General features: G+C 41.9%; 22 protein-coding genes, 1 rRNA gene and 1 pseudogene. 6 read left to right on the forward strand and 18 right to left on the reverse strand.

What is annotated here, in order from left to right:
• Window positions 1-108 precede the first annotated feature (108 nt).
• Window positions 109-224: ribosomal RNA gene (gene rrf / locus AABS66_RS12960) — 5S ribosomal RNA — on the forward strand.
• Window positions 225-1,287: 1,063 nt separating this feature from the next.
• Entirely contained in the window at window positions 1,288-1,716 is a 429-nt protein-coding gene (locus AABS66_RS12965) for a hypothetical protein (RefSeq protein ID WP_206085221.1), read from the forward strand.
• Between the two features lie 219 nt (window positions 1,717-1,935).
• On the opposite strand, the pseudogene tnpA reads toward AABS66_RS12965, so the two are convergent.
• The 4 genes and pseudogenes from tnpA to acs form a co-directional block, all read right to left on the reverse strand.
• Window positions 1,936-2,378, reverse strand: a pseudogene (tnpA, locus tag AABS66_RS12970) (IS200/IS605 family transposase).
• A gap of 76 nt (window positions 2,379-2,454) precedes the next feature.
• Window positions 2,455-4,104 (reverse strand): cation/acetate symporter ActP, encoded by a 1,650-nt coding sequence (gene actP / locus AABS66_RS12975; protein WP_206085220.1) that lies wholly within the window; start codon window positions 4,102-4,104, stop codon window positions 2,455-2,457.
• On the reverse strand, window positions 4,101-4,412 hold the full coding sequence (locus AABS66_RS12980; RefSeq protein ID WP_206085219.1) for a DUF485 domain-containing protein: 312 nt from the start codon (window positions 4,410-4,412) through the stop codon (window positions 4,101-4,103). Before AABS66_RS12980 ends, actP begins: the two co-directional genes overlap by 4 nt.
• A 195-nt stretch (window positions 4,413-4,607) precedes the next feature.
• On the reverse strand, window positions 4,608-6,563 hold the full coding sequence (gene acs, locus AABS66_RS12985; protein WP_430225004.1) for an acetate--CoA ligase: 1,956 nt from the start codon (window positions 6,561-6,563) through the stop codon (window positions 4,608-4,610).
• A 418-nt stretch (window positions 6,564-6,981) separates the two neighbouring features.
• On the opposite strand from acs, the gene sodA reads away from it, so the two are divergent.
• Window positions 6,982-7,608 (forward strand): superoxide dismutase [Mn], encoded by a 627-nt coding sequence (gene sodA, locus AABS66_RS12990; RefSeq protein ID WP_206085217.1) that lies wholly within the window; start codon window positions 6,982-6,984, stop codon window positions 7,606-7,608.
• A gap of 141 nt (window positions 7,609-7,749) precedes the next feature.
• Entirely contained in the window at window positions 7,750-8,430 is a 681-nt protein-coding gene (gene yiiM, locus AABS66_RS12995) for a 6-hydroxyaminopurine reductase (protein WP_272538844.1), read from the forward strand.
• Here yiiM and AABS66_RS13000 read toward each other — a convergent pair.
• Window positions 8,427-10,055, reverse strand: a complete 1,629-nt coding sequence (locus tag AABS66_RS13000; protein ID WP_430225005.1) for an ATP-binding cassette domain-containing protein — start codon at window positions 10,053-10,055, stop codon at window positions 8,427-8,429. The two genes, yiiM and AABS66_RS13000, sit on opposite strands and share 4 nt — an antisense overlap.
• A complete protein-coding gene (locus AABS66_RS13005) occupies window positions 10,048-11,733 on the reverse strand; it encodes an ABC transporter ATP-binding protein (RefSeq protein WP_430225006.1) in 1,686 nt (561 codons plus the stop codon). The genes AABS66_RS13000 and AABS66_RS13005 overlap by 8 nt, the downstream gene beginning before the upstream one ends.
• 171 nt (window positions 11,734-11,904) lie before the next feature.
• Between AABS66_RS13005 and AABS66_RS13010 the strand changes: the two genes are divergently transcribed.
• On the forward strand, window positions 11,905-12,810 hold the full coding sequence (locus tag AABS66_RS13010) for a LysR substrate-binding domain-containing protein (RefSeq protein ID WP_430225007.1): 906 nt from the start codon (window positions 11,905-11,907) through the stop codon (window positions 12,808-12,810).
• A gap of 43 nt (window positions 12,811-12,853) precedes the next feature.
• Here the strand turns inward: AABS66_RS13010 and AABS66_RS13015 are convergent, their stop codons facing one another.
• On the reverse strand, window positions 12,854-13,729 hold the full coding sequence (locus AABS66_RS13015) for a pirin family protein (RefSeq protein ID WP_206085212.1): 876 nt from the start codon (window positions 13,727-13,729) through the stop codon (window positions 12,854-12,856).
• 265 nt (window positions 13,730-13,994) lie between these two features.
• Here AABS66_RS13015 and AABS66_RS13020 point away from each other — a divergent pair, with 265 nt between their 5' ends.
• The gene (locus AABS66_RS13020) at window positions 13,995-14,672 is read left to right on the forward strand and encodes a hydrolase (protein ID WP_272574370.1); all 678 of its coding nucleotides are present in this window, start codon (window positions 13,995-13,997) and stop codon (window positions 14,670-14,672) included.
• Between the two features lie 215 nt (window positions 14,673-14,887).
• Here the strand turns inward: AABS66_RS13020 and trpS are convergent, their stop codons facing one another.
• From trpS to pilM, 11 genes are all read right to left on the reverse strand, one after another.
• Window positions 14,888-15,931, reverse strand: coding sequence for a tryptophan--tRNA ligase (gene trpS, locus AABS66_RS13025; RefSeq protein ID WP_206085210.1), 1,044 nt, complete (start codon window positions 15,929-15,931; stop codon window positions 14,888-14,890).
• Between the two features lie 18 nt (window positions 15,932-15,949).
• The gene (locus AABS66_RS13030; protein ID WP_206085209.1) at window positions 15,950-16,642 is read right to left on the reverse strand and encodes a phosphoglycolate phosphatase; all 693 of its coding nucleotides are present in this window, start codon (window positions 16,640-16,642) and stop codon (window positions 15,950-15,952) included.
• Window positions 16,639-17,313: a ribulose-phosphate 3-epimerase gene (gene rpe / locus AABS66_RS13035; RefSeq protein WP_206085208.1), complete on the reverse strand. Its 675-nt coding sequence runs from the start codon at window positions 17,311-17,313 to the stop codon at window positions 16,639-16,641. The genes AABS66_RS13030 and rpe overlap by 4 nt, the downstream gene beginning before the upstream one ends.
• A gap of 15 nt (window positions 17,314-17,328) precedes the next feature.
• Complete coding sequence (gene dam, locus AABS66_RS13040; RefSeq protein WP_206085207.1) at window positions 17,329-18,231, reverse strand: adenine-specific DNA-methyltransferase; 903 nt, start codon at window positions 18,229-18,231, stop codon at window positions 17,329-17,331.
• Window positions 18,232-18,313: 82 nt separating this feature from the next.
• Window positions 18,314-19,222, reverse strand: a complete 909-nt coding sequence (locus AABS66_RS13045) for an SPOR domain-containing protein (RefSeq protein WP_349416052.1) — start codon at window positions 19,220-19,222, stop codon at window positions 18,314-18,316.
• 295 nt (window positions 19,223-19,517) lie between these two features.
• Complete coding sequence (gene aroB, locus AABS66_RS13050) at window positions 19,518-20,606, reverse strand: 3-dehydroquinate synthase (protein ID WP_430225008.1); 1,089 nt, start codon at window positions 20,604-20,606, stop codon at window positions 19,518-19,520.
• A gap of 47 nt (window positions 20,607-20,653) precedes the next feature.
• Window positions 20,654-21,175, reverse strand: a complete 522-nt coding sequence (aroK, locus tag AABS66_RS13055; protein WP_047756505.1) for a shikimate kinase AroK — start codon at window positions 21,173-21,175, stop codon at window positions 20,654-20,656.
• Window positions 21,176-21,681: 506 nt separating this feature from the next.
• Window positions 21,682-22,737 (reverse strand): secretin N-terminal domain-containing protein, encoded by a 1,056-nt coding sequence (locus tag AABS66_RS13060; protein ID WP_272538861.1) that lies wholly within the window; start codon window positions 22,735-22,737, stop codon window positions 21,682-21,684.
• Window positions 22,730-23,281 carry a hypothetical protein gene (locus tag AABS66_RS13065; RefSeq protein ID WP_272538851.1) on the reverse strand — a complete coding sequence of 184 codons (552 nt, stop codon included), beginning with the start codon at window positions 23,279-23,281 and terminating at the stop codon, window positions 22,730-22,732. Before AABS66_RS13065 ends, AABS66_RS13060 begins: the two co-directional genes overlap by 8 nt.
• Window positions 23,274-23,828 (reverse strand): PilN domain-containing protein, encoded by a 555-nt coding sequence (locus AABS66_RS13070; RefSeq protein WP_206085202.1) that lies wholly within the window; start codon window positions 23,826-23,828, stop codon window positions 23,274-23,276. The genes AABS66_RS13065 and AABS66_RS13070 overlap by 8 nt, the downstream gene beginning before the upstream one ends.
• Window positions 23,829-23,831: 3 nt before the next feature.
• A complete protein-coding gene (pilM, locus tag AABS66_RS13075; RefSeq protein WP_206085201.1) occupies window positions 23,832-24,713 on the reverse strand; it encodes a pilus assembly protein PilM in 882 nt (293 codons plus the stop codon).
• Window positions 24,714-24,730 lie beyond the last annotated feature (17 nt).

Genomic DNA, 24,730 nt, shown 5'->3' on the forward strand with positions numbered 1-24,730 from the left:
GGTGAGAAGCCGAAAGGTGACGGACACAGCAGCTTGTTCAAGATTGAAGTTTGGGTTTAGCAAGATACCGAAAGTGTATTGAGCTAAACGTGAACGAAACCGAATTTGTCTGGCGGCAATAGCGCGGTGGTCCCACCTGACCCCATGCCGAACTCAGCAGTGAAACGCCGTAGCGCCGATGGTAGTGTGGGGTCTCCCCATGTGAGAGTAGGGAACTGCCAGACATTAAATTAGTGAGAAAGCCACCCATTGGGTGGCTTTTTTGCGTTTGGGGAAATAAAAATGATGCTGTTTACGGTGGTTGAGCCGTTCGGTATGCTTCGCTTTGTTTACACTCTGCCCGCTATTTTTATGGTTGAAAGAGGAAGAGACTCAAAAGCCATAAGTTAATCAATAATCCACTCAGCAATTAACGTGTTTTTGATGATACTGTGCTGCGTAAGTGGATTTGATAAAGATTAGCGGGGATTCCTATTGTTGGCTCTGTCTTTTTCAACGCTGGTAAAGTATGGAGATGAAGCGACAAAGCCCCTCGTCAGCTAGTTATAAGCCAATCAGTAGTTCACTTAGCAATTAATTTGTTATCTATAACTCTTTTTATCATCGTTAATCAATAATCGGCTTAGCAATTAACAGGGGTTATCACATTGCTTATTGTTCCCACGCTTTTATTCTGCTTTTTACCATTCAATTGATTGCGTCTATGCATAGATAGTCGCTATAGCGATAAATCTATTTATGGAGTAGGTAGGTTAAAAGATAGGTGGCTTTCATTTACGGCTACTTTTTATCTCATTAGTAATAGATAAATTATGATCTATTAAAAATAATAATGACTTAACGTAATTATCTGGCTTGTTTGTTCTGATCCCGTTATATAATATTTATCAATTTTATGGTTTTTATGGTTTTAATTAATGGGGCAGAAATGTCCATTTTTTAAACGGTAAAGCTATAAAAATCAATAAATAAAAGAATATTAATTAATTTTACTCATATGATAAAACCTTATTCTGTGAGCGAATATTGAGTAAAAAAACAGGCAATTGTTTATTTTTTTATATAAAAATTGTTAAATTGATGTTTCATTTACTTGCATTTATACTGATTCAAAGTCGTTAATGGTGTATCTAGTTATCATGTTATCGATGAAGTTTGCTTATAAATGAAATTCTCAAAGGAAAGAAACTCGCGTTCTGATACGAAAGATAGACCGACTAAGCAAGTTATACCTTCTTATGCGTTGTATTTCTTGTAAACAAAACCTCTGTACCAAAGGTGGATCACATGAATAAAACAAAAAGCGCTAACCATAAAATTTTTGATCAAATCCTTTCTGTGAATAATCAGAAAGAGAAAGAATTTAACAATGGCCAAGATGGTGCAACGATTCTTTCTTTATTAGTGATGTTTTTTGTACCCTTTTTACTGCTAAATGCTGCGAGAGGCTTCCTTGGAATTGAGTATAGTTTTGCGTCCGTTGTGGGTATGTTAGCAATCAGTGGGATTATCACAGTAGCATTGTTTAAAATGCTAAAATTAGGTTCCCTATTTGCAGATAAACATGTTGTATTAGACCAATTACTTTCTCGTTATACGCCGAAAAATAAACAAGAATTCAAAAAATTACAAGAAGAGAGAAAAACAAATTCGGTTGAGTTTTATTCACTTGTAGAAAATTGGGCTGATGTAGAAAGACAACACTACGCAAGATAACAACGAATAACGAAAACAAAAATAAGTCCTTAAATATTATCAATATCCTTCTCTTCTCTATGTAGAAAGAAGGATTTTTTTTGCTTTGGTGAACTTACTATGGATTTTATTCAGGCTATAAACTTAAAGAGGTAAGGACAAAATTATAACCACCTACATAGAGAGTAGTTTGCTCTAGGCCTATAAAGGCTTGTTACCGACAGCGTCTAAATGACGCTTCTAGTTGTGTGTCCTTGTTACTTTGTCTTTTACCCTTGAGGGGTCTATATGCTCTTTCGTACTCAGTTTATCTGAGATTAAATCTGGCTTTTCTTGCTCTTTGATATACTTCTGAATTGTTGCTTCATTTAGCCCTACCGTACTTACATAGTAGCCTTCTGACCAAAACTTCCTATTGCCAAATTGATATTTTAAATTCGCATGTCTATCAAAGATCATCAATGAACTTTTACCCTTCAAATACCCCATAAAGCTTGAAACACTTAGCTTAGGGGGATACTGACTAGCATATGAACATGATCTGGCATCAGATGGCCTTCGATTATTTCAACGCCTTTATACTTACAAAGGTCTCGTAAAATCTCACCTGCTCTTGAGCGAATATTATTAAAAATCACTTTCCGTCTGAATTTCGGCGAAAAGACGATATGGTATTTACACAGCCACTAAACTGGTTAAAGCCTTAAATAAAAAAACGGCTCGATATTCTGAGCCGTTTTGGGTGGCAATTAGGTGATGCTAGTGTGATTTACCTTGTTCGATACCCAAACCAATTTGTGAGCGAATAAACTGCTCTTTAAAGCGTTCTCTTTCCATTTTTCCTTGTTCTGAATTATCAGTCACAGAGAATAACCATGAAGCAATGAAAGCAACAGCCATGGAGAAAATAGCAGGGTATTCATAAGGATAGATTGGTTTTTCATGATGAAGGATACTGACCCAGATGGTTGGTCCTAAAATCATCAAGACAACCGCGGTAATTAACCCGAACCAACCGCCTGCTAATGCACCGCGAGTGGTGAGTTTGCGCCAGTACATGGACAGTAAAATAATCGGAAAGTTACAACTGGCTGCAATGGAAAATGCCAAACCAACCATGAAGGCAATGTTTTGTTTTTCAAACAAAATACCTAGGCCAATTGCAACAAAACCTAAGATCACGACTGTAATTTTTGAGACGCGTAATTCGTCTTTTTCGTCTGCTTTACCATTCTTCATTGCCATCGCATAAAGGTCATGAGATACCGCTGAAGCACCAGCAAGCGTTAAACCTGCAACAACCGCAAGGATAGTGGCGAAAGCAACTGCAGAAATAAAGCCAAGGAAGAAGTTACCACCAACGGCATCAGCAAGGTGAACTGCTGCCATATTGGTACCGCCAATCAGCGCGCCTGCTGCATCTTTAAATGCAGGGTTTGAGCTGACAAGGACAATCGCACCGAAACCAATAATGAAGGTTAATATGTAGAAGTAACCGATAAATCCTGTTGCATAGAACACGCTCTTACGGGCTTCTTTTGCATCACTAACTGTGAAGAAGCGCATAATAATATGAGGAAGACCTGCCGTACCGAACATCAAGGCTAAGCCGAGTGATAAAGCAGATATTGGGTCGGAAACGAGTCCTCCTGGGCTCATAATAGCAATGCCATTTTTATGAACGGCAACGGCTTCTTTAAATAAGGTATTAAAGTTAAAGCCGACGTGCTTCATGACCATTACTGCCATGAATGTGGCACCCGCTAATAATAAAATTGCTTTGATGATTTGCACCCATGTGGTCGCTAACATTCCACCAAACAGAACATATAGCACCATCAAGATACCGACAATCACAACAGCCACATGGTAATTTAGACCGAATAATAATTCGATTAATTTACCTGCACCTACCATTTGGGCAATAAGATAGAGTGCGACGACGACCAGTGAGCCTACTGCAGATAAAATTCGAATCGGTCTTTGTTTTAGTCGATAGGATGCAACGTCTGCGAAAGTGTATCGACCTAAATTACGTAAGCGCTCAGCAATTAAGAATAGAATGATCGGCCAGCCAATTAAGAAACCAATTGAGTAGATCAGCCCATCATAACCAGAAGTATAAACCAGCGCAGAGATCCCTAAGAAGGAGGCGGCGGACATAAAGTCCCCAGCAATTGCCATCCCATTTTGGAAGCCTGTAATTTTCCCACCTGCTGTATAGTAATCAGAGCGAGAACGCGTTCTTTTCGACGCCCAATAAGTGATATATAACGTAAATCCGACGAACAACAAGAACATCACAATAGCTTGAATATTGACAGGCTGACGTTCAACATCCCCTGTCAATGCATCGGAAAATGCCATTGATGAGGTAAAAAAGAGAATGAGTGAGAGCAAAGATTTCATTTTTCTACCTCTTTTAAAATTTCGGTCGTTAAACGGTCGTATTCACCATTAGCACGGATAACGTATAGCCCAGTTAACACAAACGAAATGACGATCAGTCCAACACCCACAGGGATCCCCCTAGTGATATATGAACCTTCCGCAATTGGTGTACCTAACCAGCTAGGGTCAAAAGCGATAAGAAAAATAAAACCAACATACAGGACAAGCGTTATTACTGATAACAACCATGAAAAGCGACTACGTTTTCTAACCAGTTCTTTGAAGCGAGGGTTATCCTCTACCTTTTCGTAAGCAGTAGCATTCATCAGAGTTCTCCTCTGTTATACTCGTCATACTTCAAGTTGCAGCTTTGTTGACTTCACTCACTCACACGAGTCACATACTTATGTATGCTCCTCGTGATTTGTTCGCTTGTCGCCTAGCTGCACCTCGAATTATTTAGAGTAAACCATCTTGTTGGGATGTATGTAAGGCCGCCTCTATGAGTTGGCCTTTTGGCGTTATGACATACTCATAGACTGTTTTTCTTCGAGTAGTTTTTCGACAACACCTGGATCTGCCAGCGTGGAGGTGTCTCCAAAGTTGCTGGTGTCGCCTGATGCAATTTTTCGTAGGATACGGCGCATGATTTTACCAGAACGGGTTTTCGGCAAAGAATCCGTCCAGTGAAGAACATCTGGCGTTGCGATTGGGCCTATTTCTTTACGTACCCAATTACGAACTTCGGTGTACAGCTCAGGAGAGGGTTCAACTCCCGATATTAATGTGACATAGGCATAGATTGCCTGCCCTTTAATATTATGAGGGATACCAACCACAGCGGCCTCTGCTACTTTTGGATGTGAGACGAGGGCGGATTCAATCTCTGCGGTTCCTAAACGGTGACCTGAGATATTCAATACATCGTCAACGCGGCCTGTGATCCAGTAATAACCATCTTCATCACGACGAGCACCATCCCCACTAAAGTACATGCCTTTAAAGGTAGAGAAATAGGTTTGCTCGAAGCGTTCGTGATCGCCAAATAAAGTACGGGCTTGACCTGGCCATGAATCGACAATGACTAAGTTACCTTCGGTTGCCCCGTCGATAGGTTCACCGAGGTTATCCACGAGTGCAGGACGGACACCAAAGAAAGGTAATGTAGCGGAACCTGGTTTTAACATCGTTGCGCCTGGCAGCGGCGTGATCATAAAACCACCCGTTTCGGTTTGCCACCATGTATCGACCACAGGGCAACGGCTGTTACCAATTTTCTTGTAGAACCATTCCCATGCTTCAGGGTTAATTGGCTCGCCAACAGAACCAAGAATACGTAATGAACTACGGTCGGTACCTTCAATCGCTTTGTCGCCTTCCGCCATTAATGCACGGATAGCGGTTGGTGCGGTATAAAGAATATTGACTTGGTGCTTATCAACGACCTGACTCATTCGATTAACGGATGGGTAATTTGGCACACCCTCAAACATCACGGTTTTTGCGCCATTGGATAATGGCCCATAGAGTAAGTAGCTATGACCCGTTACCCAGCCTACATCCGCAGTACACCAGTAGACTTCACCTGGATGGTAGTCAAAGGTATATTTAAATGTGAGTGTGGCATAAACCAGATAACCGCCAGTGGTGTGAAGAACCCCTTTGGGTTTGCCTGTTGAGCCAGAGGTATACAGAATGAACAACGGATCTTCCGCGCTCATTTCCTCTGGTGGGCAATCAGCGCTAACGCCTTGAATGACATCATGCCACCATAAGTCGCGTCCTTCTACCCAGCTTGGAACATTGCCTGTACGTTGGTAGACAATGACATTCGCAACAGTAGTGACTTGCGGGTTGGCTAGTGCGTCATCCACATTTTTCTTCAATGGAATCGCACGCCCTGCGCGTAAGCCTTCATCTGCGGTGATAATCAGCTTCGCTTTACAGTCAATAACGCGACCAGAGACCGCCTCAGGAGAGAAGCCCGCAAAAATGACTGTATGGATAGCACCAATACGTGCACACGCTAGCATGGCGACCGCCGCTTCGACGACCATTGGCATGTAAATCGCCACGACATCCCCTTTGCGGATGCCTTGTTTCTTTAAAACGTTCGCAAACTGGCTCACATCATGATGCAGTTCGCGGTAAGTGACATTTTTTGACGATGAAGGATCATCGCCTTCCCAAATAATCGCTACTTGATCGCCTTTTTCAGCCAGGTGGCGATCCAAGCAGTTTGCACTTAAATTTAAAGTGCCATCTTCAAACCAGCGGATATCAATATGACCAGGGTCAAAAGAGGTATTTTTGACACGGGTATATGGTTTAATCCAATCAACGATTTTTCCTTTTTCGCCCCAAAATCCTTCAGGGTCTTGAATCGAACGTCGGTACTCATCGTTATACTGTTGTTCTGTAATCAGGGCATTTTTTGCAATTTCAGCAGGAACGGGATGTTTAGTTATTTGAGTCATATTATTATCTCCTTGCAGATGTTAATACTATGTCAAAAAATAGTTAACTAAAGCACGAAATATAAATTTGTTTTTCTTTTGCGCGGAAGATCACGTATTAATTGTAATGAGATTTGCAGGATTATCATTTGATGCTAAATCCCATATTGAAATATTAACCTAAAAATATTGAAATTGTTGGATGTAAAGAAAAATAAATCGTGCAGATATTGGTATTAGTTACTGTATAAACTAATTCTCATAGGGAATGCAAAAGACCACAATTTTAACATGGGTTTGATAATGATTTTCATTAACAGTAAAATAACTATAATAGAAAGAAATTCACAAGGTGCGAAACTACGCAAGTGCCATACCCTATGAACCTTGTGGTGAAAATGAGAAACATAGTGGTATTTACGTCACTGGAGACAATAAAATGAGTTATACATTACCAGCTTTACCTTATGCTTATGATGCGTTGGAACCACATTTTGACAAGCAAACCATGGAAATCCACCACACTAAGCACCATCAAACCTATGTGACTAACACCAACACGGCGTTAGAAAAATTACCTGAATTAGCAGGTCTTGATATTGACGTTCTCATTCAAAAATTAGACCAAATTCCAGCTGATCAACGTACTTTTGTGCGTAACAATGCGGGTGGCCACTCAAACCACAGCATGTTCTGGAAAGGTTTGAAATTAAACACTGAATTAAAAGGCGACCTGAAAGCGGCTATCGAGCGTGATTTTGGTAGCGTTGATGCATTCAAAGAGCTATTTGAGAAAGCCGCAGCAACTCGCTTTGGTTCTGGTTGGGCGTGGCTGGTTCTGAAAGATGATGGTAAATTAGCCGTTGTATCAACTGCTAACCAAGACAGCCCATTAATGGGTGAAGCGATTTCTGGCGCTTCAGGCTACCCAATCATTGGTTTAGATGTGTGGGAACATGCATATTACCTGAAATTCCAAAACCGTCGTCCTGATTACATCAAAGCGTTCTGGTCAGTGGTTAACTGGGACGAAGCAGCGGCACGTTTTGCAGCAAAAGCTAAATAATTAGACTTTTTAATTAAGTCACAAGTGGGCGTAGCATCGATGGTGCTGCGCCTTTTTTATTTCCTGTCCATTTGATTGTTATCTCGATTGGCATTCTTTATGATAAGGGCTTCGTCACCATTTATGTGGAGAGCGCCGCCCATGTCATTCTTACCCCAAGTCTTTATCGGTAAAGTCCAAGCAACGCAATCTTGCGGTCGAAGTGCGATTCATAAACATGCGGTAGATGGGTTATTGGCGTTGGGACAGCTTGGGTTAGAGGGCGATGAGCAAGCAGAAACACGTTTTCATGGCGGGCCTGATAGAGCGCTTTGCCACTATCCTCGTGACCATTATGAATTTTGGCTAAATGCGTATCCTGAACAAGACGATTTGTTTATGGCATCAACATTTGGTGAAAATATATCCACGATGGGAATGACCGAAGAGAATGTATTTATTGGCGATATCTATGCATGGGGAGATGCGCGAATTCAGGTTACTCAACCCCGCTCTCCTTGCTATAAGCTCAACGGCCTAACTGGTGTGGAAAACTTCGCTCAAATCATGCAAGACAACGGCCGTTGTGGGTGGTTATATCGCGTAATTAAAACGGGGAATGTCAGTGCTAATTCACCAATAACCCTATTGAGCCGCAACAGTGAGGTTTCAGTACAAGAGGCGATAATGATTGCATTTCACGCCCCTTATGATGAACAGCTATATCATAGACTCCTCAGTGCAGCGGGGTTATCTGCCAGTTGGAGCCTAACGATGCAAAACCGCCTCGATAATCATCGTATTGAAGAATTTAGCCACCGTTTATTTGGTAAACGGAGTTAGGAGTGACCGATAAATTGCTGGTACCAAGGCGTACCAGTCATAAGTTCCGTATGGCTGCCTTGAGCAATAATCTCTCCATCTTCCATATACACGATGTTATCTGCTAAACACGCAAGGTGAGGGTGATGGGTGACGACAATACGTGTTTGTTGTGTGGCCTGAGTAATGAGTTCAATCACTGACGCAGTATTGATGTTATCAAGGCTTGCTGTTGGTTCATCCATTAAAATGATGTCTGGATGGCGAAGAAGTAGCCGTGCAATACATAGGCGCTGTTTTTGCCCACCTGAAAGTGCCATACCACTCGCGCCGACGTCTCGGTTTAAAAAATCAGGAATATCCTCAAAATTTAACAGTGAAAGCAGAGTGTTAACCTCTCGGTCATCAATATTAGGCTCTTCTAATGTTAGGTTTTGGCGTACATTACCGCGAAATAGCGCGCTGTTTTGCAATAAAACCCCCCGCTTTGAACATAATGCTTCTTGGGATAACTCCATCAGGTTTTTATTACCGTAACTGACAGCACCCTGAGTCGGATCTTGCAGACGAGCGAGTAAGCTTAAGAGTGTGCTTTTCCCTGCGCCAGATGGGCCAACGATGGCTGTGAAAGTATTATGAGTAAAATTGACAGTAAGATTATTTAAAATTCGTTTCTTTTCATCATTATAGAAAGATAATTGTTGGCAACGGATATCGTTACTTTCAGGTGCAGGGGCTCGATAGGGGAACGTTAATTCAGGGGTAATCAATGCGGATTCGACCTGTTTAATCGATTGTTTTGCTTGTCTTACTGATTGATTTAAATGCGAAAGAAGCCAAAGAGGTTCAATAAACCGTGCTAATAACACCATCCCAGCTAACCATAAGCTCAATGGCATGTCACCCTGGTTCATTTTTTGAATACCTAAATAAAATAAAGCGATAAAAATGATTTGTATAGTGCCTGAAAAGAGTAAATGGAATGGCAAACTTTGGCGCTGTAATTGTTTTTGTGTTTGGTACTGTGACGTTAATGCACAGGTGAGTTGTTGGTGCTGTATCTGGCTTACCCCAGCTCGCCGGATTAGCGGCTGGTGGAGCGCAAATTGGTCGAGTTGGCGAATAACATCTTGTTCAGATGCATGGGTTTGTTGCTCAAAAAAAGCCATTTTTTGTCCGCAAAGGCGTAAGGTAAATAATAAAACCAACCCAACAAATAAAAGTATGCATCCAAAAATAGGTTGGTAGAGAAATACGCCTAATACGACAGTAAATGGCGTGATTAGTCCGCTAATTATGGGGTGCAATAAATGAGCGGGAACTGACATAATGTGTGAAACAGGCCCAGCCACTAGGTGATTGACATTTTTTATTGGCTGTAATGACAAGGGTAAGTGGCGAATTAACGCGTTAGCAAGGTAGCGCATCACTAATCCCCCCGCTAAATAGCCTTTTTGGATGGCAATAAAGGTGATCATGACGGACATCAGACTGCATACCGTCAGTAAAGTCGTCGGTACTATGATGTCTGATGACCAACTGAAAATAACATATACCAGTAATAACCCGCAGATCCCATCTAAAATAGCCGCAAATACCATCCAAAAAATGGCGCTGCGCACCGTATACAATAAGGATTTAAGCATGGTTTTCCTCCAAAGCACGCAGTAATTGCTGATAATCCATTGATGTATTTGCTAAGTCTTCGTGGGTACCTTGGGCAATTAGCTGGCCTTCTTTCAGTAGCAAGACTCGATTAGCGAGGTTTAAGCTGCCTAGATGATGAGTCACTAATACGCAAGTTCTCGCGTCAGATTGCAGTAGTGACAATACTCGTTGAGCATTTTGTGGGTCTAATGCAGAGGTGGGTTCATCGAACAGCAATAATGGTGCAGGAGATAATAAAGCTCGGGCAATGGCGAGCCGCTGAGATTCTCCTCCCGATAACAGCATCTCTTTTCCAATCACACTATCGAGGCCTTTAGGGGATTGTTGCACCAGCGGCAATAAATTGAGGGCTTCAAGGTAGTGGTTCATGTCACTTTCTGTGGCGTGAGGGGCGAAAAGCTGTAAGTTTTCCCTTAGTGAGCAGGGCATTGGCTGCGGGTTTTGCATTACAATGGCAACTTGTTGATTTAACGCGGTTAACGAGAGTTCAGGTAACGGTATTTGGTTAAATAAAACAGTACCTTGTGAAGGGTCTAAAAAACGAGCCATGAGCTGTAATAATGTACTTTTTCCTGCACCCGAAGGCCCGACTATTATGATGAGTTCACCATTAGCAATATCGATATCAACTTGAGATAAAAGGGTTTTGTCACTAAGTACAACGCTAACTTGAGTCAGTTGGAGGTGGCAAGCTATAGTATCGAGCGTTTTTTTGCCGTAGTGCATTTCAGGCTCATTCAATAATTTTTCAATACGTTGTGAGGCACTGACCGCAAGGTTTAATGCATCAGCACCGTGCCCCATAGCTGCAACGGGTGTAGCTATGCTTTGTATTAATAAAATAAATAGAATAACTTGCGCGAGTGAAATGAGGCTGGGAAGCAATATCGCCCCCAAAACAACCCAGAAAGACAGTAAGGTGGCACTGATACCGATTTGGGTGAGTGAACTTAATGCACCAATTTTACCAATCCAACGCATAAAAGCGGTTTCAAAATCTTTCAGTGCGAGTGATGCTCGTTTTTGTATTCCTTGGTTTGGGTATTGCCTAGCGAGTAAAGGGTTATCGGCTAATTCAGCATATTGGCTATAGAGGTGCCTTATGGTTTCATTGCGAGCGGTATATAAGTGTTGGTAGCGTGGTGCTTGCATTGCGCGGAACAAAAAAACTGCGGCAACTAAAGGGGTAAGGCAAAAAAGTGTGAGTAATACGTTTTGCCAGAGCAAAATGAGTATGGCAACAACGGGTACGATCATCAGTTTGGTGAGATCGGCAGGCGCGTGAGCCGTTAATTGGTGGAGATAGCGCACATCACGGTCAATCACCTGTGAAATACCCTCTCTCCCTTGCTGGGTGAAGTGATTTAAGGGTAATTTTCCTATTTTATCAATTAGTTGTAATTGAAGCTGGTGGCACAAACGGTTATCTGTTTGGTGAGTGAGGTACATGGCGAGCGTTTGGCAAATTAACCAGCTTATTCCCCCAATGCAGGCGATAATGACCCAGTGGATATATTGATGAACGGGTGATACGGCAATTTGGCTGATGGCTACCCATGGTATGAGAGAGCAAAGACCTGCGATGGCTTGTAAAATCACAGCAACCAGTAAAATTGAGCGGTAGGGACTAAGCAATGTCCAAAGTGCGCGGTACATACAAACCTCCATAGCGAATCTATCACTGTAATTTATTTAGCTTTATTTAAGGGATTTAGTTGTTTTGCTGACCAGACTATTTGTTTTGTTTGCAGGGCAGAAAAGAGTGACGTTTCCTGTGTTTTGAGTAAGATAACGAAATGACATCGCAAGAGGATTGGGGAAAGTAAGATGCAATATGATTTAAATGACCTCTATTACTACGTCAAAGTGGTCGAACATGGCGGCTTTTCCCAAGCAGGTTTAGCATTAGGGATCCCAAAATCCAAGCTGAGCCGACGTATTGCCGATTTAGAACAAAAGCTCAATGTTTCATTAATTTACCGGTCTACTCGCCAGTTTCATGTCACGGAAGTGGGGCAAGTTTTTTATCAACAGTGTAAAAATGTGGTGGATGAAGCGGAAGTTGCCCATGAATTGATTTGTTCTGTTCAGTCACACCCTAAAGGCACGATAAAGCTATCGTGCCCAGTTGCGTTATTACAAGTTTATCTCAACGAATTACTTATTGATTTTATGGTGCAATACCCTGATATCGATATACAGATTTTAGCCGTTAACCGCCCCGTCGATGTCATTAGTGAAGGGCTGGATTTAGCCCTTCGCGTGCGTTCATTACCGTTAGATGATTCAGGACTAATGATGAAAGTATTGGGGTATTCACGGCGAATATTGGTGGCTAGCCCACAATTATTTGCAGAGCAAGGTGCACCCGTTGAGCCTGAAAAGCTGGTGGATTACCCTATTTTGGCGAATACAGAACATTCACAGAATTACACACTGACCTTAAATAATAGCGATGATCTCAGCTTTACGCAGCATTTCACCCCTAAATTGGCCACAACTGACGTGTTGACCTTGTACCGTGCGGCGTTGAAAGGTGTTGGTATTGCGAGATTACCTTATGGGGTGGTGGAACAGGAAATTGCGTCGGGGGAGCTGGTGGAAGTGTTGCCTGAATGGCGTTTCCCTGAAGATATTATTCATGCGGTTTATCCGTCACGTAAAGGGTTACTGCCATCAATCCAACTATTATTAAATTATTTAGCAGATAATATTTCACCGTTAGTGAAATAAAAATCCCCCGATAGCCTAGTGCTACCGAGGGATAATGCGTTATTTATTGCGTTTCAGGAATACGACCAAATTTACCACTGTTGAAGTCATTTACCGCTTCATTAATTTCTTCCATGCTATTCATAACAAATGGGCCATAACCAACAACAGGTTCATCAATAGGGTCGCCGCTTAATAGCAACACCAATGCGTCTTCTGTTGCTTCTAACACAATGTTGCTCTGCGTATCATCAAGGATCATCAGCTCGCCTTCATTTAAGGCAGAACGCCCATCAACAAATATAGAGCCACGTAGCATCACTAATCCTACATTACGACCAGATTTAGTCTGAATACCAACTGTTTTGCCTTTATTGAGCTGTAAATCCCAGACATCTAATGGGGTAAAGGTTTTTGCTGCCCCTTTATGACCTAAGTAATCCCCTGCGATAACGCGCAGTGTGCCTGCGTCATTGGGCAGCGTGACGTTCGGCATCGTTTGGCTTTCCAGTAGCTGGTAGCCAGGTGCGGCAGATTTGTCTTTTGCAGGCAAATTGACCCACAATTGCACCATATCAAGGGTACCGCCTTTTTTCATAAAGTCATCAGACTGGTATTCTTGGTGCAAAATACCCGATGCTGCCGTCATCCACTGAACATCCCCTGGGCCAATGACGCCACCTTCCCCCGTAGAATCGTGGTGAGCGACTTCCCCATCATAGACAATCGTGACCGTTTCAAACCCACGGTGTGGGTGTTCACCGACGCCACGATTCGCGGCATCTGAGCTTGGGAATGCAAATGGCCCTGCTCTATCGAGTAGTAAGAAAGGGTTTAGGTATTTCCCGTGGTTGCTGTAGCTAAACATTGAGCGAACAGGGAAACCATCACCAACCCAATGGCTCCGTGGAGATTGATAGATGCCAATAATTTTTTTCATGGTGAGACTCCTAATTCTGTTTTGATGAGCCAATCATAAAGCAGTGGTAAAACGTCGAGTAGTAGCAAAAATAGGTTTCATTGTTCTAATAAAGGAACAATTAGGGTTAGGGGTATTGTTCTATTTATAGAATAGTGTTTATCAAAACTCGGACTACTCAGCCTAAAATCGATGAATTAATCTAAATAACACGAAAAAAGAGCGAGTATCGTTCTATTTTTCATTCTAAATAGATTTCTTACTTCATCGATTGAGAGGCTTTATTATGAGTATTCCAGCGAATTTTAATGGTCAGCGTCCTGTTATTAACCCAGATGATGCAGTGATGTTATTAATTGATCACCAAAGCGGGCTTTTTCAAACTGTCGGTGATATGCCGATGACTGAATTGCGTGCTCGCGCCGCGGTTCTTGCCAAAATGGCTTCACTGGCAAAAATTCCAGTGATTACTACGGCTTCTGTACCACAAGGCCCAAATGGTCCTCTGATCCCTGAAATTCACCAAAATGCACCACATGCCCAATATATTGCGCGTCGTGGTGAAATCAATGCGTGGGACAACCCTGAATTTGTTGCAGCTGTGAAAGCGACAGGCAAAAAACAGCTGATAATTGCAGGCACCATCACCAGTGTTTGTATGGCTTTCCCTGCTATTAGTGCAGTGATGGATGGCTATCAAGTTTTTGTTGTGATTGATGCATCAGGCACTTACAGCAAAATGGCGCAAGAAATTACGTTAGCGCGCGTGGTTCAAGCAGGTGTAGTACCGATGGATACGGCGGCAGTTGCATCTGAGTTGCAAAGAACTTGGAACCGTGAAGACGCGGCGGAATGGGCGATGGCGTACACACAAATTTTCCCTGCTTATCAATTGCTGATCGAAAGCTACAGCAAAGCGCAGGACGTTTTGAAAAATAATGAACAATTAGATTCAGAACGTTAGTGCGCGATGACACCCATATTTAGCTCACAAAATTAAATCAGCCCGCCTTTATGAATGATAAAGGCGGGCTATTTGCAATTGTATTCGACCTTTAATCTGTCGAAGTTGTGTAATAAGCACATCATTAATTTCATAAATATCTAATGATGTATTTAATGCGCTTATAAACATGGGGGAATAGTTTCCCCCATTGATCCCGATTTAAACGGTGAATACTACAGCTGAGGACGTTTTACAAAGCCAATCGCTTCGTACACTTTGTCCAAGGTTTCCTGTGCACGAGCAGCGGCTTTGGTGGCACCTTCATCCATAATTTGGTTCAGCAATGCTTCGTTATCACGGAACTCATGGTAACGCGCCTGTAAGCCTGTCAGCATCTCAGATACCGCTTCTGCAACGGCACCTTTAAGATGACCGTACATTTGACCTTCAAATTCTGCCTCTAATTCTGCAATTTTCTTACCTGTCACACCAGCCATGATATCCAGCAAGTTGGAAACACCAGGTTTGTTTTCTAAATCATAACGAATGCGAGGCGGCTCTTCAGAGTCTGTCATGGCACGTTTGATTTTCTTCACAACCGATTTTGGGTCTTCAAGTAGTGCAATGACGTTATTGCGGTTGTCATCAGACTTGGACATTTTCTTGGTGGGATCTTGCAGTGCCATGACACGTGCACCGCCACCTGTTGGGATGAACGGATCTGGAACTGTGAAAATATCACCATAAATGGCATTGAAACGCTGTGCGATATCGCGGCTCAGTTCGAGGTGCTGTTTCTGGTCGATACCAACAGGTACTTGATTAGTTTGGTAAATCAAAATGTCCGCCGCCATCAAGACGGGGTAATCAAATAAACCTGCGTTGATGTTTTCGGCATGGCGCGCTGATTTGTCTTTGAACTGCGTCATACGGCTTAATTCGCCGAAATAAGTGTAGCAATTCAGTGCCCAGCTGAGCTGTGCGTGTTGTGGCACATGGGACTGCACGAAAATAGTACTTTTTTTCGGGTCAATGCCACAGGCTAAATAGAGCGCAAGGGTATCGAGGGTTCTTTTACGCAGTTCGACTGGGTCTTGGCGAACGGTGATTGCGTGTTGGTCAACGATACAGTAAATGCAGTCAAAATCATCTTGCATCTGTACCCACTGACGTAATGCACCCATGTAGTTACCGATGGTTAATTCACCGGAAGGCTGTGCGCCGCTGAATACGATAGGTTTCTGGGATTGCTTTAGTTTTTCAGTGGGAGTGCTCATTTTAAATTATGTCCTTGCTTATTTTATTTCAGATAAACCGATTGCAGGTAATAGGCCTGAAAAATGGGTTAACACGCAGTCAGGTTCAGTCAATGCAATAGATTCACCATAGTTATAACCGTAGGTCAGACCGACACACGGGCATTCAGCGTTTCGCGCTGCGATAATATCATTACGGGAATCACCGACAAAAAGCAATTCTTCTTTGCGTAAACCGAAAATCCCCATTGTTAAATAAAGGGGAGCAGGGTGCGGTTTTAAGGCTTTAACATCATCGCTGCCTAGCACAAGGGAGAAATAGTGGTCGATATTCAGTTTTTTTAGCAGTGGGGCAATGAAGGGAGTTGCTTTGTTTGTCACAATTCCCATTGGTAGCCCATGTTTTGCCAACTGTTCGAGCGTTTCTCTGACTTCAGGAAACAACTCGCTGCCTGTTGTGACAGACACGGCATAATATTTATCAAAGCTTTGGCGAGCTTGTTTTTGCAAATCAGGGGTGATGGTGGCATTAGCCCAAGTGAGCGCCCGTTCAACTAAGACATCGACACCATTACCAACCCAAACTGAGACGCGTTCTTTGCCCGCAGGGGGGAAACCAAAATCGTTTAGCATGTTGTCGATGGCTTCTGCTAAGCCACCTGCACTGTCAACAAGGGTTCCATCTAAATCGAAAGCAACGGCTTTGATATTCTCTAATACAACTTGAGTCATTGAGATACCTTTTGTAATTCAACACGCATTGCATCGATAACGGTTTTGTAATCTGGTTGATCGAAAATAGCCGAGCCTGCGACAAACGTGTCGGCACCCGCTGCGGCAATCTCTGCGATATTATTCACTTTCACTCCGCCATCGACTTCCAAACGAATATCATAACCACTTTCATCAATTAATTTACGGACTTGGCGCAATTTATTGAGGGTTTGTGGGATAAAGGATTGGCCACCAAAGCCCGGGTTAACCGACATCAGTAAAATCATGTCTACTTTGTCCATTACATAATCAAGGTAGCTCAGAGGGGTTGCTGGATTAAATACCAGGCCCGCTGTACAGCCGCTTTCTCTGATTAATTGCAATGAACGGTCAACGTGATCGCTGGCTTCAGGGTGAAAGCTAATGTGTGTTGCTCCTGCTTTTGCGAAATCAGGAATGATTCTGTCGACAGGTTTTACCATCAAATGCACATCAATTGGTGCGGTAATACCGTAATCACGCAATGCCTTACAAATCGGCGCACCAAAAGTCAGATTAGGAACATAATGGTTATCCATAACATCAAAATGCACGATATCTGCACCTGCCGCGAGAACCTTGGCGGTATCTTCGCCTAAACGGGCAAAGTCAGCAGATAAAATAGATGGGGCAATGAGGAAGTTTTTCATTATTGTCTCCGAGTATTAGTCGTTATCTGAGAGCCATTCAGCGCTAGGTACAGGTTGTTGCGTTTTTTTCTTATTCGTTTTTCTAGGAGAAAGGCTATTAAGTTCATTCGTATATAAAGCCAGTAATTCATTGACTTTACTACGGTTTAATATATTTCTACTAATGGTGCGACGTACTTTAACAATATGCAATTGAGCTTGATGATACCACTCTCTGGTTGAGGGGGTATCATGATTTGATATCAACACAGGGATTTTGCTTTCTGTTGATAGTTTATGTGCCAAAATCGCCAAATTTTGTTGTTCTAGCGCACTAAATGAATTGGTGTGGTAAGCCGTAAAATTAGCGGTCTCAGACAGTGGTGCATAAGGGGGATCGCAATATATGACGGAGCCCTCCCTTGCATTTAACAAGGTTTCACCATAGTGCTGGGTGATAAAGGTGGCTTGTTGCGCTTTTTCGGCAAACCACAAAAGTTCTTCTTTGGGGAAGTAGGGTTTTTTATAGCGGCCAAAAGGCACGTTAAATTCACCCTTTGAATTATAACGGCACAAACCATTATAACAGTGGCGATTTAAGTATAAAAAAAGCACGCTGCGCTTTTCCGTATCATCGGAGTTATTAAACGCTTCGCGCATCAAATAATACTGTTCTGAGGTATTAAATTCAGGTGTGAAGATGCGCTGGGCTTCTTCAATAAAAAAGTCAGTTCGGTGTTTAACTGTATTATAGAGATTGATGAGGTCACTGTTGATGTCTGCCAGTATGTATGAATTATAACTGGTATTCAAAAACACTGACCCTGCACCAACAAAAGGCTCAATTAAGCAATCGCCTAGTGGAAGGTGTTTTTTAATTTCTTCCACTAGGGGGTATTTACCCCCAGCCCATTTTAAAAAAGCGCGTTTTTTTTTCATGCCGTCTTATTATTACAATCGTTTAGAGTAACTGCATTTCTACTCTGTCAGGACAACATAATGCGCCCGGGGGAAAACGTTGTTATTTTTGATCCTGTTTGACTTGTTTCATATTTCTCACCCACGGTTTTTTCGCTTGAACAGCAGCAGGTAATGTCCCTATTGCATTTTTTGCGTCAGTGACTGAATTATAGTTACCGTGAATAAGAACATACCAAGTTTGCCCATTACGAATAGTTTTATAAACTTTGTAGTTGGCAAGTTTGTTTTCTTTTGCAAAAGCTTCCAATGTGTCTGAACGGCTGGCGCTACTTAATTGAAGCGTATAGCTTCCAGCAGGTGCAGACATAACATTACTGCTTTGATTATTGGTCGTTGCAGCGGCTTTTGTAGGTTGCTTCGGTTGAGCGGGTTGTTTCGGCTCTACCGTTTTAGGCGGTGTTCTTTCTGGTGCCACTGGTTTTACCGTTGGCTGTTGCTCAACAGGCTTCATAACAGGTGGGTTCAGTGGTGTCACATTCTGTGGCTGCGTTGTGTCTGGTGTAGAGACCTGGCCTTGGTTTAAGGCGTCAACAACATCACCTGGAATTTCGATTCGCTCACCTAAACCATTTGGCTGCGTTTGGCGCTCACCTTGGGTTGGGGTTGGTGTGATTTGTGAACCCGTAATTTCTTGGGCTTGTCCTTGTTGGGTTTGACCTTGAGAATTAGTCAACGAGGAAGAACCCGATAAATCAATGTTTTGCCCACTATTATTACTGGTTGTTTGCTGACGTTCGTGTTCTGTCGGGGCTTTTAATGCAGAACTGATGGCAATAATCAGTAGTAATAAAACAAGTACACCGACACCAATCATGATGTGCTGGCGTGATAAGGCAATTTTTGGTTTTACAGCCGTCGATTGACGAGAACGCCCTGTTGGCCTATCTGATGTATCTGGCCTAAGGTCATTTTGACCTTGTGGCTGGTTATCTGGTTTAAATTCGTCCATTTTCCTCTCCCGAATAAAATTTGCCCATAGTAGAGATAAAATGTCTCTTATCAGTACAACCTATAACGACCAAATAGAGCTTTATTGCTCACTTTTAAAGCATAGATTCTTTCACGATACCATACTAACCCGAATGGTATTTTTTGTATGCTTTTTTGAAGTTCGTGTAGAGGCGTAGGCATACTGTATAATTTAACGACTTTGAACTGCATCTACCAGTAACATTTTAAAACACCAGTATAAATTAGGCATTTTCTTTGTTTTTGGCGATGCACAAGGCCATTTTGTCATAATTTTATGGTGAACAGGATGTTATTGCGGCAATTACCGTTTGCGAATCAAGATCTGAACGCATTTCTGAGTGCCCGATAGTGGTTGGTAGGATTAAGTGTAATTTTCCCCCCATCACTTTTTTATCACGCATCATATGCGGTAGGTAATCATCCGGCTTCATTTGTGAAGGGCCTTTGACTGGGAGTGAGGCGCGTTCTAACAGTGTAATAACGCGTTGTGTTTGTGCTGGCGTTAATTGGCCAATCAATTCAGCGGTTTTAGCCGCCATGACCATTCCCGCAGCGACGGCTTCACCATGTAACCAGACACCGTACCCCATATGTGCTTCGATAGCATGGCCGAAGGTATGGCCTAGGTTAAGTAATGCTCTAAGGCCACTGGTTTCTTTTTCATCGGCAGCCACAACTTGTGCTTTGAGTTCACAGCAACGGCGGATACAGTAAGCCATTGCTTGGTTATCCAGAGCAACCAGTGAATCAATATTGTTTTCCAACCAAGTGAAAAATTCACCATCAAGGATGATGCCATATTTAATGACTTCAGCGAGGCCAGAAGCTAGCTCTCTTGGTGGGAGTGTTTTTAAGCAATCGAGGTCGATGACAACAGAGGCAGGCTGGTAAAATGCCCCAATCATATTTTTCCCTAATGGATGATTGACTGCGGTTTTACCGCCGACAGAAGAATCTACTTGAGATAGCAATGTCGTTGGAACCTGAATAAAGCGAACACCACGTTGATAGCTTGCAGCAGCGAAACCTGTCAAATCACCGATAACGCCCCCACCAAGAGCGATGAGGGTAGTATCGCGGTTATGGTGTTTTTCCAGTAATGCAGTAAATACATCATTCATAATAAACAATGATTTATACTGTTCGCCATCGGGTAGGGTGATGGAATCCACTTTGACACCAGAAGCCTCTAGAACACGTTTTATCTTCTCAAGATAAATGGGTGCCAGTGTTTCGTTTGTCACTATCATTGCTCGTTGACCTGCAGCTAATGGCCAAAATGCACCTGTTTGGTTATATAACCCAGGGGCAATATTGATTGGATAACTGCGTTCGTCCAGCGTAACGGTGACCTTTTCCATCTTGTTCTACCTTGAATTCATTACTGACAAAATAACACGATGATAAATTAGTTTTTTTCTAACATTTCGATGATTTGGCTAGCAACGACTTTGGCGCTTTGTTCATCCGTATGAATAGTAATATCTGCGATTTCTTCATACATAGGGTTGCGTTCGTCAGCCAATTTCTCGAGTACTTCACGCGCAGGTTCATCAACCTGTAGCAGTGGTCGTTTTTTATCACGTTGTGTACGAGAAAGTTGCTTCTCAATTGTGGTTTCGAGATAGACAACGACACCGCGAGCGGATAAACGGTTACGGGTTTCTTTAGACTTAACAGAACCGCCACCTGTCGCTAATACAATGCCTTGTTTCTCTGTGAGTTCATTGATGATTTTTTCTTCGCGATCACGAAAGCCTTCTTCGCCTTCAAGGTCGAATACCCAGCCGACATCCGCGCCGGTGCGTTTTTCTATCTCGTGATCAGAGTCGAAAAACTCCATATTAAGCTGTTGTGCCAACTGACGGCCAATAGTGCTTTTGCCAGCGCCCATCGGTCCAACCAGAAAGATATTGCGTTTCTCTGCCATGTTTTTTGGTATTACTACGATTATTCGTTAATGAACCCGCCCCGCCAATAAAAAATTAGCAGCGGGACCTAAACTGAAACCTCATTAGTGATGATGTGAGATCAGATAGGAAAATTATCTCAACACATCAACTAGGATTGCAACTATATAAATGTGGCACTAAGCGAACAAAGTGCCACATTTTCAATTACAGGTTTCTATATTTGAGCCGTCGTTATTGCCTAATGCATTGTTTAGCATGGTCTTTAACAGATTTAGAATACCATTAGGTGCATATAATTTCTGTTAATTGTAGAGCAAAATTATTGTGGCTGTTTTATAAGCGACTGACAGCTTGTTCTTTAATCTAAGGATAGTTAGAACATTCAATGGATAACCTTGTATGCTAAAACGACGTCAGCGTCAAATTTATCCGGTAGGTTTATGGCATAAAAAAAGTTTTTTTTTGTGCACTTTGACTTATTGTCTATTCAACTAATTGAAGTATAGATGTTATTTTACTCATACTAAATATTGATAAGTTTTGGTGTAATAAAAACGACAAGAACCCGTCTGTCGATATGTTCTGCGCTATTTGTAAACAATGCTCCTAAAAGAGGGACATGAGAAAGGAAGGGCAGACCCGTTTGTGTTGTTTCTTGTTTTTGCTGAAAAATTCCACCCAATATTAGGGTTTCATTATTTTTAATGGTGACTGAGGTGGCGATTTCTTGTTTGTTTATCGCTAAATGGTGATTTTGACTGCTAGTGAGCGCGGTATCTGGCGAGTTATGGCTAATTTTTAGGTTCAACTCTACTTTTTCATCACGGATAATCGTGGGTGTTACATCCATACCTAAGACAGCATCCTTAAATTGTACATGGGTCTTCTTTTCACTACTGGTGACATAAGGGATTTCGGTGCCTTGCTGGATGCTAGCGGCTTTTTGGTGTGAAGCCATGAGACGTGGGCTGGCAATAATAGATAATAAATTTTCTTTTTCTAACGCATTGAGCTTCATTTCAAGTAAACCTTCGCTTAGTTTTAAGACGTTAAATGAAAATTGCCCAGGTGCAAAGTGGTAGCGATTATAGCGATTAAGCCGGCTGTGTGTTGTATTGCCTGCAAGTAATCCCCATTCAAGGCCTAACTCCTGTAGTGCCGTTTTACTACTGCTAATAATATGCGCGGTGATCTGAACTTGTTGTTGAGGTAAATCTTTTTGTTTTATCCATTCTTCAATGAGTGTGAGGCGTTCTTGGCTATCTTTGATGATCACGCTATTTGTTGTCGCTTCGTGATGAATGGTTGCGTTTTTTGACAATAAAGCTATCTCGGGCTGTTTTAGTAATTGGTGAACCTCTTGCGCTTTTATTGAGACTAATTTGAAAATTTTCTCAATCCAAACCTCGTTATTGGTCTCTAAAGGTAAAGAATGTTTGGTGGCTTGAGGGGAAATATTTTCCTCAATTGGCAATAGTGGGACAAAAGGGTCGCGAATTTGCTCTGCAACAGCAGAGCTAAACATGAATATCAAAAAAACAGTTATTAGCCTTACAGCGGGGATTAAGGTGTTATTCATGGCCATTTTCATCCTTGATAGTGGTTAAATGAATTATTGATGACAGTGTCATTGAAGCAACCAATAAATTTTTTTTCGGGTTAAGGGTGACCTCTGAGTAGTGCCATTTATGGGGAGAGGGCGAGGAAATCAGCTTTTGAATAAAATGATAGATATCGGTGAAGCTGCCTTGTATTTCCATAAAATAACCTTCGTTGTTATTTATAGGTTGAAGCTTATTGAGTGTAACGGCGGACTGACTCATGAGTGCATTAAAATGCGAAAATAGTGCTAGAGGGCGGTTATCAAACACAGTGTGTTTTTCAATATTTTCAATTTGTTGTGCCAACTGATAGAGTGCAGGCAGTTGTTGAATTCGTTGTTCTTCCTTTTGAATGTAGTCAGATAAATGAGTTATTTCATTTTCTAATTCAATAAGTTGTATTGAAGACTTTTCCCAATAAATAAAATAGCCCGCAAATAGAAACAACCCAATAAAGACAACAACGGGTAAGGTTTGTCGCCAAAAAGAGCGATACCAAAAGGCATGGAATGTTTCATTCATTTGCCTCTCCTTGATGTTTTGCTGAAATGTGCAGACTATTTAATTGCTGATTTCGGCTGAGTTGTTTTAATTGAATTTCACTTAAATTTTTTTGGTTTTCCAGTTGTTGGCTAAAAAGAGCCATATTTTGAAAGTCATAGCTATTAGCTTTGATATTAAGTTGATCATTAATTAGCTGAAAAGAGGTCAGCCAGCTTTTTGACGGCGTTATCGTTGGTAAGCTACGCAGTAAAACCAGTAGTGCACGGTTGTTTTGTTCGATGACTTTATATTTGTTTTGTTTTTCCATTAGCTGGTTTAATTGAGCCTGTTGATGCGCTATCTTCAGGCTTAATTGCTGGATTTGCTGGCTTTTTTCTTGTGTGCTATATAGTGAAACTTGTTTGTTATTAATGTTAATTTGTTGAAATATATATAAAAAACAACAAGCAGTAAGTGTGGAGCAGCACAGTGCGCTAGTGAAAAGAATAAACTCACGTTTTTTTTTCATTATTTTTTGTTGCCGCCAAGGTAAAAAATTGACTTGGTATAGATTTGTGTTTTTCATGTCTTAAATATCCCCATGGCGTAGCGCCAGCCCAGCTGCGATCACAAAGTCCCCTAATTGGCGTGGCAGTTTTAGATTATGGTGTTGAAAGGCTTGTCGTAATTCCCATCTGTATGATTGCCATTGAGCATGGCAGTCATGGTCGGTTTGTGGATTTGTGATATCGAGTGGTTGGTCTATATTTGGATGATCGGTAATGAGGTAAACAGGCAAAGTTGAGGCGTGACTTTCTGCGTTCAGATGAGGTAAAAGCTGTGAAAGGGAGGTGATTTCATTATCTAGAACATGATTATAATTTGTAGGTAGGCTAATGGGCCCTGACCATAACCATTCACCTTGCCTATAATGAACTAACCATGCATCATCAGGTAACTGGCAATGGCGAGCAACATAACGTAATGCGACAGGGGCGACATCAATTGCCAGTAAATTAAATCCACTTTGTGTTAATAAGTTTTGCCAAAAGGTGATATCAGCTTTTCGAGCCCCATTAAGGTAAACGTGTTGATTGATCACGCGATAGTCAATGGCGAGCTCATGAACATTCATTGGAAAGCATTTTTTAGCTTGAGATTGCAGATACCAGCTTAGTTCAGGCTGTTGCAGATGGACTTGGTTCGGCAATGACAGTTGCTGTTTTAACGTACGAACAGCGGGCAAGGCGATAGAAACGGTACAGTTTTTCGGTAATTTCTGACGCCACTGCGTTAAAACTTTCAGTAGAATTTGGTGTTGTTCTGGATCTGAACTCTCAGTTATTTCGAAAGGGAGTTGCTGTTGCCAACATTCACATAAAGACCAGTATTTACGGCGTTGTTTTGTGGCAACTAATTGAATTTTATTTTGATAGATATCGATCCCAATGTTCCATTTTGATGTGTACATAGTTAATTTCCTTATCA

Source organism: Providencia sp. SP181 (genome assembly GCF_050446505.1).
Lineage (GTDB): Bacteria > Pseudomonadota > Gammaproteobacteria > Enterobacterales > Enterobacteriaceae > Providencia > Providencia vermicola.

What these genes read in the sequence shown, in the direction of transcription:
- AABS66_RS12965 (WP_206085221.1), top strand. Translation starts at nt 1,288, where the DNA reads ATGAATAAAACAAAAAGCGCTAACCATAAAATTTTTGATCAAATCCTT.
- actP (WP_206085220.1), bottom strand. Translation starts at nt 4,104, where the DNA reads ATGAAATCTTTGCTCTCACTCATTCTCTTTTTTACCTCATCAATGGCA.
- AABS66_RS12980 (WP_206085219.1), bottom strand. Translation starts at nt 4,412, where the DNA reads ATGAATGCTACTGCTTACGAAAAGGTAGAGGATAACCCTCGCTTCAAA.
- acs (WP_430225004.1), bottom strand. Translation starts at nt 6,563, where the DNA reads ATGACTCAAATAACTAAACATCCCGTTCCTGCTGAAATTGCAAAAAAT.
- sodA (WP_206085217.1), top strand. Translation starts at nt 6,982, where the DNA reads ATGAGTTATACATTACCAGCTTTACCTTATGCTTATGATGCGTTGGAA.
- yiiM (WP_272538844.1), top strand. Translation starts at nt 7,750, where the DNA reads ATGTCATTCTTACCCCAAGTCTTTATCGGTAAAGTCCAAGCAACGCAA.
- AABS66_RS13000 (WP_430225005.1), bottom strand. Translation starts at nt 10,055, where the DNA reads ATGCTTAAATCCTTATTGTATACGGTGCGCAGCGCCATTTTTTGGATG.
- AABS66_RS13005 (WP_430225006.1), bottom strand. Translation starts at nt 11,733, where the DNA reads ATGTACCGCGCACTTTGGACATTGCTTAGTCCCTACCGCTCAATTTTA.
- AABS66_RS13010 (WP_430225007.1), top strand. Translation starts at nt 11,905, where the DNA reads ATGCAATATGATTTAAATGACCTCTATTACTACGTCAAAGTGGTCGAA.
- AABS66_RS13015 (WP_206085212.1), bottom strand. Translation starts at nt 13,729, where the DNA reads ATGAAAAAAATTATTGGCATCTATCAATCTCCACGGAGCCATTGGGTT.
- AABS66_RS13020 (WP_272574370.1), top strand. Translation starts at nt 13,995, where the DNA reads ATGAGTATTCCAGCGAATTTTAATGGTCAGCGTCCTGTTATTAACCCA.
- trpS (WP_206085210.1), bottom strand. Translation starts at nt 15,931, where the DNA reads ATGAGCACTCCCACTGAAAAACTAAAGCAATCCCAGAAACCTATCGTA.
- AABS66_RS13030 (WP_206085209.1), bottom strand. Translation starts at nt 16,642, where the DNA reads ATGACTCAAGTTGTATTAGAGAATATCAAAGCCGTTGCTTTCGATTTA.
- rpe (WP_206085208.1), bottom strand. Translation starts at nt 17,313, where the DNA reads ATGAAAAACTTCCTCATTGCCCCATCTATTTTATCTGCTGACTTTGCC.
- dam (WP_206085207.1), bottom strand. Translation starts at nt 18,231, where the DNA reads ATGAAAAAAAAACGCGCTTTTTTAAAATGGGCTGGGGGTAAATACCCC.
- AABS66_RS13045 (WP_349416052.1), bottom strand. Translation starts at nt 19,222, where the DNA reads ATGGACGAATTTAAACCAGATAACCAGCCACAAGGTCAAAATGACCTT.
- aroB (WP_430225008.1), bottom strand. Translation starts at nt 20,606, where the DNA reads ATGGAAAAGGTCACCGTTACGCTGGACGAACGCAGTTATCCAATCAAT.
- aroK (WP_047756505.1), bottom strand. Translation starts at nt 21,175, where the DNA reads ATGGCAGAGAAACGCAATATCTTTCTGGTTGGACCGATGGGCGCTGGC.
- AABS66_RS13060 (WP_272538861.1), bottom strand. Translation starts at nt 22,737, where the DNA reads ATGAATAACACCTTAATCCCCGCTGTAAGGCTAATAACTGTTTTTTTG.
- AABS66_RS13065 (WP_272538851.1), bottom strand. Translation starts at nt 23,281, where the DNA reads ATGAATGAAACATTCCATGCCTTTTGGTATCGCTCTTTTTGGCGACAA.
- AABS66_RS13070 (WP_206085202.1), bottom strand. Translation starts at nt 23,828, where the DNA reads ATGAAAAACACAAATCTATACCAAGTCAATTTTTTACCTTGGCGGCAA.
- pilM (WP_206085201.1), bottom strand. Translation starts at nt 24,713, where the DNA reads ATGTACACATCAAAATGGAACATTGGGATCGATATCTATCAAAATAAA.